The following is a 12,636-nucleotide window of genomic DNA, read 5'->3' as shown; positions in this document are numbered from 1 at the left end:
CGAGTGGGTCTAGTCCCTAGAATGCCGCTCGGCTAACCCGGCGCGGACAGGCCCGCGCCGTAACACACAGAACACTCAGGAGGATTTGCGATGTTTTTTCAGGATGACGACAACCACGTGCCCATCGTCGGGGTGGTGCTGGCCACCGTGCTCGCGACGGTCGCGGTGATCGTCGGCGTGGCCATCAAGGATGGTGGCGGCGCAGGGGCCATGCAGGCCGCGTCGGCCCCCGCAATGGCCAGTTCTGCCGCACCGGCGGCCGATGCTGACGGCGCACGCGTCGTGGTGGAAAACGGGGTGGTCAAGTTCTATTTCGCCAGCGGCAAGGCCGATCTGGCCGCCGGGGCCGATGCCGCCCTCAAGCAGGTCGGTGAGGCCGTGGCGCAGGGTCATACGGCGGTCATCAGCGGCTATCACGACGCCACCGGCTCGGCGGCGCTGAACGCCGAGCTGGCGAAGAAGCGCGCCCTGGCCGTGCGCGACGCCCTGGTGGCGCAAGGCGTGCCGGCCGATCGCATCACGCTGGAGAAGCCGGCGGAGACCACCGGCGGCGCCAGTGCTGCCGAGGCTCGCCGTGTCGAAGTCACGGTGAAGTAAGCGCGCGGCGACGCCAGCGCCAGGCCCTGTGCAAGACAGGGCCACCTAGGACAACGCCCTGCCTCGCGCGGGGCGTTTGTTTTTCAGCCGCGATCGAGTCGCTCGGGCTTGAAGGTGATTTCCAGCTTGCGTCCCCGCTTGGCGCGCTTGCCGAGATAGAGGGCCTGTTGCGTGCTGCTCAGGCTAGTGCTGCGTTCGGTGCCGCTGCGGCCTTTGCCGCTGACCAGCAGGGCCTCGCGTTCGCCGGCCAGGTGGGCGATGCTGAGCAGCGCCTCCTTGGCGTCCAGCGCCATCAGGGTGACGCCCCGACCGCCGCGCGACAGCGTCTTGACCTCGGCCGCGGGATAGAGCAGCAGACGGCCGCCCGCACTGAGAAGGGCGAGTCGGCCCGTTGGGCTGTCGCCCCCGTCAATGCCCAGGACCAGGGGCCGTTGCGGGAGATCGCCGTCTTCCAGCGTCATGAAGGTTTTGCCCGCGCGCTGGCGGCTCAAGGCATCGCCCAGCCGCGCGACAAAGCCGAAGCCCTGCGCCGTCCACAGCAGCAGGGCCGTGGTGCGGGCGCCCGCGAGGTAGTGCAGGGCCTGCGTGCCCGGTGCGAGTTCGATGAAGGTGGTGACGGGCTGACCGTCGCCGCGTCCGCCGGGCAGGTCGGCCACATCGAATGAATACGCCCGGCCATCGCTGCCAAGCACGACGAGGGGATCGACGCTGCGGCATTCGAACGTGGCGTAGAGCGCGTCGCCGGGTTTGAAGGCGAGGGTGTCGAGAGTCAGGCCGTGGCCTTTCTGCGTGCGCAGCCAGCCTTTCTGCGACACGATGACCGTGACGGGTTCATCCACCACCTTGACCTCGGCCACGGCGCGCTGTTCGGCCTGGATGAGGGTGCGGCGGTCGTCGCCGAATTGCTTGGCGTCGGCCTCGATCTCGCTGATGATGCGCCGCGTCATGGCCCGGTCGTCGGCCAGCAGCTTCTGCAGATCGGCCTGCTCGGCGCGCTGGGCCGCGAGTTCCTTGTCGATGCGGATGGCCTCGAGACGGGCGAGCTGGCGCAGCCGCATGTCGAGAATATCGTCGGCCTGCAGCTCGGTGAGATCGAAGCGCGCCATTAGCGCGGGCTTGGGGTCGTCGCTGTTGCGGATGGTGTCGATCACCTCGTCGAGGTTGAGCAGCACCTGCTGCCGCCCCTGCAGGATGTGGATGCGGGCGTCCACCTGCTCCAGCCGGTGGCGCGAGCGGCGCTGCACGGTGTCGCGGCGGTAGGCGACCCATTCGCGCAGCATGTCCATCAGCCCCTTCTGGCGTGGTTTGCCGTCGGCGCCGATCATCACCAGATTGATCGGCACGCTGGTCTCCAGGCTGGTGCGGGCGAGCAGGGTGTTGACGAACTCGGCCACGTCAATGCGCGAGCTGCGCGGCTCGAACACCAGCCGCACGGCAGCCTCACGGCCCGACTCATCGCGCACGGTGTCGAGCAGACCCAGCAGGCTGGTCTTCAGCGCGATCTGCTCGGGTGCGAGCGCTTTTTTGCCGGGACGGATCTTGGGGTTGCTGAGCTCCTCGATTTCTTCGAGAACCTGTTGGGTGCTGGTGCCGTGCGGCAGTTCGTTGATGACCAGTTGCCACTGGCCACGCGCGAGTTCTTCCACCGTCCAGCGGGCCCGCACTTTCAGGCTGCCGCGGCCGCTGGCATAGGCCGCGGCGATGTCCTGCGGGCTGGAGATGAGCTGGCCCCCGGTGGCGAAGTCGGGCCCGGGCATCAGCGCCAGGGCCTCGGCGAGTTCGAGCCGGGGATTCTTGAGCAGGGCCACGCAGGCGCTGGCGACCTCGCGCAGATTGTGCGAAGGGATCTCGGTGGCCATGCCCACGGCGATGCCGCTGGCGCCATTGAGCAGCACGAAAGGCAGCCGCGCGGGCAGGAGCCGGGGCTCGGTGGTCGAGCCGTCATAGTTGGGAATGAAGTCGGCGGTGCCTGCGTCGATCTCGCTGAGCAGCAGCCGGGCGATGGGGGCCAGTCGCGCTTCGGTGTAGCGCATCGCCGCGGCACCGTCGCCATCGCGCGAGCCGAAGTTGCCCTGGCCGTCGATCAGCGGATAGCGCTGCGCGAAGTTCTGCGACAGCCGCACCAGGGCGTCGTAGGCGGCCTGGTCGCCATGCGGGTGAAAGCGGCCGAGCACGTCGCCGACCACGCGAGCCGACTTGACCGGCTTGGCATCGAACGCCAGCCCCATGCGCCACATGGCGTAGAGAATGCGCCGCTGCACCGGCTTCAGGCCGTCGCAGACATCGGGCAGGGCGCGGCCCTTGACCACGGAGATGGCGTAGTCGAGATAGGCGCTGCGGGCATAGTCGCCCAGCGCCAGCGAATCGGCGTCGTCTTCCGGCCGGTTGTCGAATTCGAGGGGGGCTTGTTCGCTCATCACTTTGGAAAATCAGATGTCCACATCGATCTGGTCGCCGTATTCCTCCATCAGCGCGCGGCGGGCCTGGGCTTCGCCCTTGCCCATGAGTTGATGGAACAGAAGTTCGGTTGCCCCCACGCTCGCAGGGGCTCGCTGCTCCCCGAGGGGGCTGCCCTCGACTTGGGGCGGCCCGGCGTCTGGGGGCGCTTCGGCGTCGTCGGGCCGCACGCGGTACAGGCGGCGGGTATCGGGGTTGAGGGTGGTGTCCCAGAGCTGCTCGGCGCTCATTTCGCCCAGGCCCTTGAAGCGCGAGATCTGCCAGGCGCCGTCCTTCAGGCCCTCCTTGCGCAGCTTGTCCTGCGCGGCCTGCAGCTCGGCGTCGTCGAGCACGTAGATTTTCTGCGCCGGCTTCTTGCCGCGCGCGGGAGCGTCGAGGCGGTAGAGCGGGGGGCGGGCCACGCAGACATGACCGCGTTCGATGAGCCTGGGGAAGTGGCGGAAGAACAGGGTGAGCAGCAAGACCTGGATGTGCGAGCCGTCCACGTCGGCATCGCTCAGAATGCAGATCCGGCCGTAGCGCAGGTTCGACAGATCGGGCAGGTCGTCCTTGCCGTGCGGATCGACGCCGATGGCCACGGCGATGTCGTGGATCTCGGTGTTGGCGAACAGCCGGTCGCGCTCCACTTCCCAGGAATTGAGCACCTTGCCCCGCAGCGGCAGCACGGCCTGGAACTCCTTGTCGCGGCCCATCTTGGCCGAGCCTCCGGCGGAATCGCCTTCCACCAGAAAGAGTTCGGTGCGATCGGTATCGCGGCTTTCACAGTCGGTCAGCTTGCCCGGCAGCACGGCCACGCCCGAGCCCTTTTTCTTCTCCACCTTTTGCGATGCGCGCAGGCGGCTCTGCGCCTGGCGGATGACAAGCTCGGCGAGCTTGCGGCCCTGGTCCACCCGCTCGTGCAGCCAGAGTTCGAGCACGGGTCGCACGGCCTGGCCGACCAGGCGCAGCGCATCGCGGCTGTTGAGTTTTTCCTTGATCTGACCCTGGAACTGCGGATCGAGCACCCGCGCGGAAAGCACGAAGGACGCCCGCGCGAACACGTCTTCCGGCAGCAGTTTCACGCCCTTGGGCTGCAAGTTGTGCAGTTCGATGAAGCCCTTCACCGCCTGGAACAGGCCCTCGCGCAAGCCGGCCTCGTGCGTGCCACCGGCCGGCGTCGGGATCAGGTTGACGTAGGACTCGCGAAGCAGAGCGCCCTCTTCGGTGAAGGCCACGCACCAGGCCGCGCCTTCGCCCTCCGCGAAGCTCTCCTGGTCGGACGCGCTGGCGTAGTGCTCGCCCTCGAACAGGTCGATGAAGGGCTCGGCGGGCAGGGTGCCGAGCAGATAGTCGCGCAGCCCGCGGGCATATTCCCAGTGCGTGGTGTCGCCCGTCTTCTCCTGCATCAGATCGACCTTCACCCCGGGCAGCAGCACGGCCTTACTGCGCAGCAGATGGGTGAGCTCGGCCAGAGGAAGATGGGGGCTGTCGAAGTATTTGGCATCGGGCCAGACCCGCACCCGGGTGCCGTTTTTGCGTTCATCGCGCGTGGTTTTTCGCAGCGTCAGAGCTTCGATGACCTCGCCGCCGGCGAACACGAGATGCGCCACCTGGCCGTCGCGCCAGACGGTGACTTCCAGCCGCGCCGCTAGCGCGTTTGTGACCGAGACGCCCACGCCGTGCAGACCGCCCGAGAAGCTGTAGGCGCCGCCTTGCAGCTTGTCGAACTTGCCGCCGGCATGCAGCCGGGTGAACACCAGCTCGACCACCGGCGCGTTCTCGTCCGGGTGCATGCCGAAGGGGATGCCGCGGCCATCGTCTTCGACGCTCACGCTGCCGTCGGCATGAAGCGTGACGGCGATGTGCTGACAGTATCCGCCCAGGGCTTCGTCGGCGCTGTTGTCGATCACCTCCTGCACGATGTGCAGCGGGTTGTCGGTGCGGGTGTACATGCCCGGCCGCTGCCGCACGGGCTCCAGCCCCTTGAGCACGCGGATGGACGATTCGGAATAGGCGGGAGATCGGCGGCTGGCCATGGGTCGGAAAAATTATCCACAGGGAGGCATCCGGGGCCTAGTTATCCCCAATGGCTGGGGAAAATGTCACACCGGATGGGCGGAAAGCCCTGATTTCATGCGGGTCAATCGGGCTGCCCAAAAAACAGGCAGGCCGCTGCGGGGGCAGATCCGCACGGCGCGATGGCCGTGCGGGTCTGGGGGAGGATTGTAGGCAGGGGGCCTTATTGCATTTCGAGATCGGGCAAGACGGCGTCCAGCCCGGCCTGGGCGCACTCCTCGTCGAGCTTGCCGTCAGGCGCGCCGCTCACGCCCACGGCGCCATACATGCGGCCGCCGGCCTCGATCGGCACGGAGCCCGCGGTAAAGGCCAGACCGTCACCCAGCAGGGCCAGGGGCGAGGCGGCCTGAGGCCCCATGGCCGTGCCCTTGATGCCGAACATCGCGGCAGTAAAGGCCTTCTGCCGACTGATGTCGAGCGAGACGGGCGGGGCCAGGGTGTCGCGCAGCGTGGCCTGCACGATGCCGTTGCGGTCCACCACGGAGACGCTGACCTGCAGGCCCTTGGCCCGGCAGGCTTTGATCGCGCCTTGCGCGATGCGCTCGGCAGCATCGAGCGTGAGGCGGTGCACGGTGACCGTGAGCGGATCAGCCGCGAAGACAGGCGAAGCCAGCGCGGCGCACAGGCCGATGGCCAGGGGCAGACGAAGATGAAGGGAAGCACTCATGGGGTCTCCTGCAGAACGGTTGTTGTCGGAATGGGCAGGGCGTGTGCGTGCCTCAGTATTCCACAGCTCCCGAGGCTTTGCGCGAGGGTGAACAGGGCCTAGCGTGCCTGCTGCATGAGTTTGTCCAGCGTGGGCGCGATTGCCTGGGCGATGCGTTCCATGCCCTGGGCGTCCGGGTGCAGCAGCACGCTCTGATGGGGCTCGTGACCTTCGAGATAGAGGGCCGGATCGGGCTGCCCCTGGGGGTCGAGCAAGACCTGCCCCACGTCTTTGAAGGTCACCCGCTCGCTGTGGGCATAGCGCGAAGCCAGCGCCGCATTGATCTTGAGGGTCTGTTCGCTGATCCAGGCCGAACGCCGGCTGGGCAGCACCCCCAGCAGCAGCACCTGGGTATGAGGCAGCAGCTGATGCACCTTGTCGACCACGGCCTCGATGCCCGGCACGGTGAGGGGGGCGCCCCAGTGCGGCCGCCCCAGGTTGTTGGCGCCGATCAGCAGGATGAGCACCTTGGGCGACAGACCCTGGACCTGGCCGTGATCGAGCCGCCACAACACACTGGACGTCGTGTCGCCGATGAAGCCGAGATTGAGCGGGTCATAGCGTCCGTACTCGCGCTGCCAGATGGGCTGATAGTCGGCCCAGGGCTGCGGGCCGTTGCGCTCCCAGTTCTGGGTGATGGAGTCGCCCAGCCAGACCAGTTCCGCCCGGCTGTGGCGTACCTGCTTCAGCGAGGCGTCAAAGCGCTTGCGCCACCACGGCAGGTCCATGCGCCCGATGGGCACGGCGGCCAGATTGACCCCGGCCATCGCAGGCTGCGGATGCAGCCAGGGACTGAGCAGCAGGGCGCCCGCTGCGGCCTGCATCAAGACACGGCGGTGTGGCGAAGGCTTGGGGTGCATGGGTTTCATCAGGGCTCCTGAACGTGCAGTTCCGCAGACGCCGAAGGGGGCTCGGGTTCGGACGTGGCGCCGACCGGCAAGACTTCGCACCATTGGGCAGTCCACGCCGCGCTGCGCCGAACGGACGGTGCGAGCAGGTCGTCCACGCTTGCGGCCTGCCGCCCCTGGCCGTCGCGCCACAGCCCTTCGGCTTCGCGCCGCAGATCGACGCGCCCGCCGCCCTGCGACGACCCGTGCCAGCCGATCAGGCGGTGCGCCTCTCCCGCGGGGTTGCGTTCGACGCGGATGGCGAAGTGATAGCCCTCCAGCGTGGTCCCGCGAAGTTCGCTGTCGCGGGCGCTTGGGGAAGCGGGTTGGGAGAGGGTCTGCCGGGTGCGAAACAGTTTGAACACGGAATGCGCTGCGAAGAAGAGGGATGCGCAAATTATGCGCGAGGCCCTTCCCGCGGACTCTGTGCAGTAATGCGCATTTTTCGCACTTCGCAGGCGATCGATCGGTGAATGCACGCTGGCAGCGTGACGAAATTCACGGACAGGGTGCGTCGTGTTGATGAGAATCCCCCCAGACTGACGAAGAAGCCACTCAGGCCGTACAGGAATAATGCAAGACCTGAGCTGATTTCGGCAGTTTGTCGGGATTGTCAAGATTTTTGTCTCCGCCCTTTCGAATCGATGACTGACTGAGCCTGTCGTACCCCGTGATGTTTCCCTCGTCCACCCGCTCCCTGTCCCGCTGGCTGTTCTGGTCCGCGGGCATTGTGGTGTCTTACGTCGTGCTGGCGTGGCTGGTGCTTGGGGTGCGGTCGAGCGAGTTGATGATCTGGCCCTCTGCCGCAGTGGCTGCGTTCGCCTTCATCGCGCAGGGTGCGTCGATGGCACCGGCTGTTCTGCTGGCCTCCTGGCTGAGTGCCCATCTTCTATTGGGGTGGGGGCCGCAGGCCAGTCTGATGATCGCAGGGGGCGATGCCTTGGGACCGCTGCTGGGGCTGTGGGTTCTGCGGCGACGGGCTGTACGTTGGCAGGGTTTTGAGGTCACGGCCGATGCCGTCTGGTTCATCGGCACGATGGGCCTTCTGGCGTCCGGGGTGTCGGCAGCCGTCGGCGCCGCCGCAGCCGCATTCTTTGGTTTCGGCCACACGCCGATGTCGCCCGATCTGGGGCTGCAGTGGTGGATCACCGACATGGCCAGCATCATCGTGCTCGCGCCGGTGGCGGAACTGCTGCGGCGGGAATCGCCCGAAACGCTGCGGGCGGCGTTCAAGTGGGAGATGGTGCTGCTGCCGATTCTCGCCGTGGTGGGGACTCTGCTCGTCTATCTCATGCCGTCCGGGCCGAGCGCTTTGCCCATTGGCCTGGCGAGTCTGGTCATCCTGCCGCTGCTGTGGACGGCCATGCGGCTGCCACTCGCGCTTTCGGTCAGCCTGAATGCCATCATCAGCCTGATCATTGTCACGGCCACCGTGTTCCAGCACGGGCCGATGTACGGCATGCTGGGCAGCGACCGTTTCCTTTCCATGCAGATCATTCTGATGGCGCTGTCCAGCGCCATCCTGCTGGCCGGGTTGCTGGCCAACGAGCGCACCGTGGCGCTCAAGCAGGTGCGCGACATCAACGCCACGCTGGAGAAGAAGGTCAACCGCCGCACCGCCGCGCTGCAGATCAGCCAGGCGACGACGCAGGCGCAGCTGCGGTTTCAGGAATCGCTGCTCAATGCCCTGCCCAACCCGGTGGCGTTCAGCGATCCGCAGGGACGATTCACCCGGGTGAACGTGGCCTTCAACCTGCTGGTCGGGCTGGGCGGGCCGGAAATCCACGGGCGCACCGGGTCGCAGATTCTCGGCTCGACGCTGGGCCGTATCTGGGAAGAGATGGACAACGAGCTGCTCTCAGGCAGTCTGCAGGTCACGCGCGAGGCGCCGTATCTGCATCCCGACCATGAACCCACGGTGTGGATTCTGAACAAGGCCCTGGTGCGAGACGCCGTGAGCCGGCAGATCGTCGGCGTGGTCACCAGCATGCAGGACATCACGGCGCTCAAGCAACTGCAGCAGCAGCTCAGCGAAGACGAACAGCGCTTCCGCTTTCTCGCGGAGGAGTCGCCCGTGCCTTTGGTCATTACCCGCACCACCGATGCGGCGCTGCTGTTCTCCAACAAGGCGGCAGACGGCCTGTTCCGCGGCTCGTATGCGCAATATGCCGGCCAGTCGATGCGTCATCTCTGGGGGGATTCGGTCGATCGCGATCAACTGCTGCTGCGCTTGCAGCGCGAGGGCGGGGTGGTGCGCGGCATGGAGGCGCAGTTCCAACGTCTCGACGGGACCGAGGTCTGGCTGCTGCTGTCGGTGACCCGTGGGCGTTACCGCGACGACGACGCGCTGATCTTCGCCTTCAAGGACATCACCGAGGCCAAGGCCCGCGAGAACGAACTGCGCAATCTCGCCTACACCGACACACTCACCGGCATTCCCAATCGCCGCTATTTCCTGGCGCGCGCCGCGCTCGAACTGCGCCGGGCGCAGCGCGAGGGCATTCCCTTCGCCGTTCTGGCGCTGGACATCGACCGCTTCAAGCTGGTCAACGACCAGCTCGGTCACCAGGCCGGCGACGCGGTCATCCGCTGCTTCGCGCAGACCTGTATGCAGCAGCTGCGCGGGCATGACATCTGTGGACGGCTGGGCGGTGACGAATTCGCCATCCTGCTGCCGCAGACCACGCGGCAGGTTGCGTTCGACGTGGCGCAGCGCCTGCGTCTGGCCATTCAGGAAGCGAGCTGCCTGCCGCCCGTCTCTCAGAGCGGCATGACCCTGACCACCAGCATTGGCATTGCAGAGTTTCTCCCCATTCTGTCGATCAAGGATGCCGATGAACTCCTCGACCGCGCCGACCAGGCGCTCTATCGCGCCAAGCAGGCCGGACGCAACCGCGTCGAAATCTGGACGGGCGAACCTGCCGCGCCGGTTTGAGCGTCCGGGCGTGAGCGGGCCCTAGTTGAACAGGCCCTAGTTTCAGTCCTGCTTTTGATCGAGCAGCCAGCGATAGAGCACGTCGCGTTTGAGGCCGGTGAGATCGGCGGCGACGGCCGCGGCGCGCGAAGCCGGCAGCTCCTGCGCCAGCCGCTGCAACAGCGCGGTGGCCCGTCCATCGAGTGTGGCCTGGGGTGCGCGGGGTTGCAGCAGCACGACGAATTCGCCCTGCGCGCGACGAGGATCGGCCGCCAGCCAGTCGAGCGCGGCTTGTGGCGTGCAGGGCAGCAGGGTTTCGAACTGCTTGCTCAACTCCTTGGCGATCACCAGCCGAGCCTGTGGGTCCAGGGCGTGCAGAGTCTCCAGGCAGGCGTGCAGCCGGTGGGGCGCCTCGAAGAACACCGTCACCTGCGAACCCTGCAGCGCCGCTTGCAGGAAGGCGCGCAGCGCCACCGATTTTTCGGGGGCGAAACCGGCGAAACTGAAACCCGCGTGCAGGTCCAACCCGCTGGCGCTGAGCGCCGTTGTCACCGCGCTGGCGCCCGGAATGGGCATCACCCGCAGCCCGGCGGCTTGCACGGCCGCGGTGATGCGGCTGCCCGGATCGCTGATACCCGGCGTGCCGGCATCGCTGACAAAAGCCACACGCTCCCCGGCGCTGATGGCCGCCACGATCTGCTGCGCGGCCTGGGCCTCGCGGTGTTGGTCGCAACGCCATGCGGGCTTGCGCAGACCGTAGGCCTCCAGCAGGCGCTGCGCCACGCGGGTGTCTTCGGCGGCGATATGGTCGGCATGGTGGAGCACGGCCAGGGCGCGCAGGCTGATGTCCGCGAGGTTGCCGATGGGCGCGGCCACCATGTAGAGCGCGGGTGGAAAATCCTGCTGGGCGCAGAATGCCAGTGCGGCTTGGGTGGGAGAGGACATGGCGGGGATGGGGCAGTGGTGGAAGCAGCGCGCGGCGCGCCGTCTGGGACAGTCTGCAGAGGCGCAGGCTTGCGCCGACCTGCAGGCCCGCGGATTGCAATTGGTCGAGCGCAATTATCGGGTGCGCGGCGGCGAGATCGATCTGATCATGCGCGACGTGGACGGCACCCTGGTCTTCGTCGAGGTGCGTGCCCGCAGTCATGCGGCGTATGGCGGCGCGGCCGGCAGCGTCGACGCCACCAAGCGCCGCCGCATCGTGCTGGCGGCACGGCACTATCTGGCACGCCTGCCCGAGGAGCCGGTCTGTCGCTTCGACGTGGTGACGCTGGAGTCCGGGGCGCTGGCGTGGCTGCCGGGGGCGTTTGCCGCCGAGGAATGACTATTGGTCTGGCCTGGAGAAGGATGAACGGGTCATGGGCTCCGCCATGCAAACGTCTCCCCCTCCCGACCTCCCCCACGGCGTGGGGGAGGAGAAGACTGCGCTGCGCGTGATCTGCGTAAGCCCTCCCGACCTCCCCCACTCTGTGGGGGAGGAGTAAACAGCGCTGCGCGTGATCTGCATAAGCCCTCCCAACCTCCATGCTGTGGGGGAGGCGTGTTGGCTCCCTCTCCACTTGTGGGGAGGGTTGGGGTGGGGGGGCGTTTCAAACCTCAACATGGCGGATCAATAGCGAACCAGGAACCGCGAGGCAGCCGCCGCGACTAACATGACCGATTTGCACCTTCGTCACGTCATGCTCGAACAGCGTATCCAGCAGCATTTTTTCGACAGCGCCGATCTGAAGTACCAGGCGGCAGAGTCGCTGACCGGGCCGATCGCCCGCGCCGTGGATGTGCTGGCGACCGCGGTGTCCAACGGACACAAGATTCTGATCTGCGGCAACGGCGGTTCTGCGGCCGACAGCCAGCACCTGGCGGCGGAGCTGGTCGGCCGCTTCGAGCGCGAGCGTCCCGAGCTGGCCGCCATCGCCCTCACGACCGATACCTCCACTCTCACCGCGGTGGCGAACGACTATGGGTTCGACCATGTGTTCTCCAAGCAGGTGCGGGCCCTGGGGCTGCCGGGGGATGTGCTCGTGGCCTTCAGCACCAGCGGCAACTCGTCGAGCATCGTCGAAGCGGTGCGGTCCGCGCAAAGCCGCGAAATGAGCGTGCTGGCCCTGACCGGGCGCACCGGCGGCCGGGTGGCGGGCCTGCTGCGCGACGTCGATGTGCATATCGCCGTGCCCCATGACCGCACTGCGCGTATTCAGGAGGTGCATCTGCTGACCCTGCACTGTCTTTGCGATGGCTTAGACTGGATCTTGATGGGTGAATCGGAGTCCACGGAATGACACAGACCAACACAGTCGAACGCTCACAGTCCTTACCTTCAGGCGCCAGTGCGCGCAGTCCCCGCAGGCTCTGGCGTGCGGCCAGCGTGCTCGCCGTGGTGCTTGCCGCCACGCAGCTGCAGGGCTGCTTCGTGCTCGGCCTTGGCGCAGTGGGCACTACGGCCTATGTGGCGACCGACCGCCGCACGGCAGGCTCCATCGTCGAGGACAACACCATCCAGCTCAAGGCCGACAACCGCATCTCGTCGGCCCTGGGTTCGGGCGTCAATGTGCGCGCGGTGAGCTACAACCAGCAAGTGCTGCTGGTTGGCCAGGTGCCGACCGAGGCGGACAAGCAGAAGGCCGAGGAAGTGGTCAAGGGCGTTCCCAATGTGAAGGCCGTGCTCAATCAGATCGACATCGGCCCCGTGGCCGATCTGAACCGCAGCGCGACCGATACGCTCATCACCACCAAGGTGCGTGCGGCGTTGATCGACGCGCATGACATTTTCGGCAATGCCTTCAAGATCACCACCTCCAACAGCGTGGTCTATCTGATGGGCATCGTCACCCAGCGCGAGGCCGACCGCGCCGTGCAGATCGCGCGCGGCACCTCGGGCGTGTCCAAAGTGGTGACCATGTTCAACATCATCAGCGAGCAACAGCTCCAGGACATGCGCAACCCGCAGACGGTCAATGCGCCGCCGCCGTCGCCTACGGCCAGTGTGCCGAACTGAAGCCGCCCTGCCGCGTTCAGCCGCT

At 66.9% G+C, this 12,636-nt stretch carries 11 protein-coding genes; 5 read left to right on the top strand and 6 right to left on the bottom strand.

Features of this window, described 5'->3' with window-relative positions; translation table 11 throughout:
* The first annotated feature begins 90 nt into the window (after positions 1 to 90).
* Positions 91 to 597 (top strand): OmpA family protein, encoded by a 507-nt coding sequence (locus BVH73_RS02900; RefSeq protein ID WP_079415928.1) that lies wholly within the window; start codon positions 91 to 93, stop codon positions 595 to 597.
* Positions 598 to 680: 83 nt separating this feature from the next.
* On the opposite strand, the gene parC is transcribed toward BVH73_RS02900, so the two are convergent.
* The 5 genes from parC to BVH73_RS02875 all read right to left on the bottom strand — a co-directional run bounded on the left by parC (position 681) and on the right by BVH73_RS02875 (position 7,067).
* A complete protein-coding gene (gene parC / locus BVH73_RS02895; protein WP_079415927.1) occupies positions 681 to 3,014 on the bottom strand; it encodes a DNA topoisomerase IV subunit A in 2,334 nt (777 codons plus the stop codon).
* Positions 3,015 to 3,026: 12 nt separating this feature from the next.
* The gene (locus tag BVH73_RS02890; RefSeq protein ID WP_079415926.1) at positions 3,027 to 5,069 is read right to left on the bottom strand and encodes a DNA topoisomerase IV subunit B; all 2,043 of its coding nucleotides are present in this window, start codon (positions 5,067 to 5,069) and stop codon (positions 3,027 to 3,029) included.
* 203 nt (positions 5,070 to 5,272) lie between these two features.
* Positions 5,273 to 5,776, bottom strand: coding sequence for a GlcG/HbpS family heme-binding protein (locus BVH73_RS02885; RefSeq protein ID WP_079415924.1), 504 nt, complete (start codon positions 5,774 to 5,776; stop codon positions 5,273 to 5,275).
* A gap of 98 nt (positions 5,777 to 5,874) precedes the next feature.
* Positions 5,875 to 6,684, bottom strand: a complete 810-nt coding sequence (locus BVH73_RS02880) for a GDSL-type esterase/lipase family protein (RefSeq protein WP_079415922.1) — start codon at positions 6,682 to 6,684, stop codon at positions 5,875 to 5,877.
* Entirely contained in the window at positions 6,684 to 7,067 is a 384-nt protein-coding gene (locus tag BVH73_RS02875; RefSeq protein ID WP_079415920.1) for a hypothetical protein, read from the bottom strand. The genes BVH73_RS02880 and BVH73_RS02875 overlap by 1 nt, the downstream gene beginning before the upstream one ends.
* A 308-nt stretch (positions 7,068 to 7,375) precedes the next feature.
* On the opposite strand from BVH73_RS02875, the gene BVH73_RS02870 reads away from it, so the two are divergent.
* Entirely contained in the window at positions 7,376 to 9,637 is a 2,262-nt protein-coding gene (locus BVH73_RS02870) for a sensor domain-containing diguanylate cyclase (RefSeq protein WP_079415918.1), read from the top strand.
* A 42-nt stretch (positions 9,638 to 9,679) separates the two neighbouring features.
* Here BVH73_RS02870 and rsmI read toward each other — a convergent pair whose 3' ends face one another.
* Positions 9,680 to 10,561, bottom strand: a complete 882-nt coding sequence (gene rsmI, locus BVH73_RS02865; protein WP_079415916.1) for a 16S rRNA (cytidine(1402)-2'-O)-methyltransferase — start codon at positions 10,559 to 10,561, stop codon at positions 9,680 to 9,682.
* Here rsmI and BVH73_RS02860 point away from each other — a divergent pair.
* From BVH73_RS02860 to BVH73_RS02850, 3 genes are all read left to right on the top strand, one after another.
* Positions 10,560 to 10,940, top strand: coding sequence for a YraN family protein (locus BVH73_RS02860; protein WP_425444129.1), 381 nt, complete (start codon positions 10,560 to 10,562; stop codon positions 10,938 to 10,940). The two genes, rsmI and BVH73_RS02860, sit on opposite strands and share 2 nt — an antisense overlap.
* A 355-nt stretch (positions 10,941 to 11,295) precedes the next feature.
* Positions 11,296 to 11,895, top strand: coding sequence for a phosphoheptose isomerase (locus tag BVH73_RS02855; protein WP_079420275.1), 600 nt, complete (start codon positions 11,296 to 11,298; stop codon positions 11,893 to 11,895).
* Positions 11,892 to 12,611, top strand: coding sequence for a BON domain-containing protein (locus BVH73_RS02850; protein WP_079415912.1), 720 nt, complete (start codon positions 11,892 to 11,894; stop codon positions 12,609 to 12,611). The genes BVH73_RS02855 and BVH73_RS02850 overlap by 4 nt, the downstream gene beginning before the upstream one ends.
* Positions 12,612 to 12,636 lie beyond the last annotated feature (25 nt).

Origin of the sequence: Thiomonas intermedia, assembly GCF_002028405.1 — a bacterium.
GTDB classification, from domain to species: Bacteria; Pseudomonadota; Gammaproteobacteria; order Burkholderiales; family Burkholderiaceae_C; genus Thiomonas; species Thiomonas intermedia.
The sequence above is the reverse complement of the archived record's forward strand: the minus strand, read 5'-3'. Positions and strand labels throughout refer to the sequence as shown.

What these genes read in the sequence shown, in the direction of transcription:
- BVH73_RS02860 (WP_425444129.1), top strand. Translation starts at nt 10,560, where the DNA reads ATGGCGGGGATGGGGCAGTGGTGGAAGCAGCGCGCGGCGCGCCGTCTG.
- BVH73_RS02885 (WP_079415924.1), bottom strand. Translation starts at nt 5,776, where the DNA reads ATGAGTGCTTCCCTTCATCTTCGTCTGCCCCTGGCCATCGGCCTGTGC.
- rsmI (WP_079415916.1), bottom strand. Translation starts at nt 10,561, where the DNA reads ATGTCCTCTCCCACCCAAGCCGCACTGGCATTCTGCGCCCAGCAGGAT.
- BVH73_RS02880 (WP_079415922.1), bottom strand. Translation starts at nt 6,684, where the DNA reads ATGAAACCCATGCACCCCAAGCCTTCGCCACACCGCCGTGTCTTGATG.
- BVH73_RS02900 (WP_079415928.1), top strand. Translation starts at nt 91, where the DNA reads ATGTTTTTTCAGGATGACGACAACCACGTGCCCATCGTCGGGGTGGTG.
- BVH73_RS02890 (WP_079415926.1), bottom strand. Translation starts at nt 5,069, where the DNA reads ATGGCCAGCCGCCGATCTCCCGCCTATTCCGAATCGTCCATCCGCGTG.
- BVH73_RS02870 (WP_079415918.1), top strand. Translation starts at nt 7,376, where the DNA reads ATGTTTCCCTCGTCCACCCGCTCCCTGTCCCGCTGGCTGTTCTGGTCC.
- BVH73_RS02850 (WP_079415912.1), top strand. Translation starts at nt 11,892, where the DNA reads ATGACACAGACCAACACAGTCGAACGCTCACAGTCCTTACCTTCAGGC.
- parC (WP_079415927.1), bottom strand. Translation starts at nt 3,014, where the DNA reads ATGAGCGAACAAGCCCCCCTCGAATTCGACAACCGGCCGGAAGACGAC.
- BVH73_RS02855 (WP_079420275.1), top strand. Translation starts at nt 11,296, where the DNA reads ATGCTCGAACAGCGTATCCAGCAGCATTTTTTCGACAGCGCCGATCTG.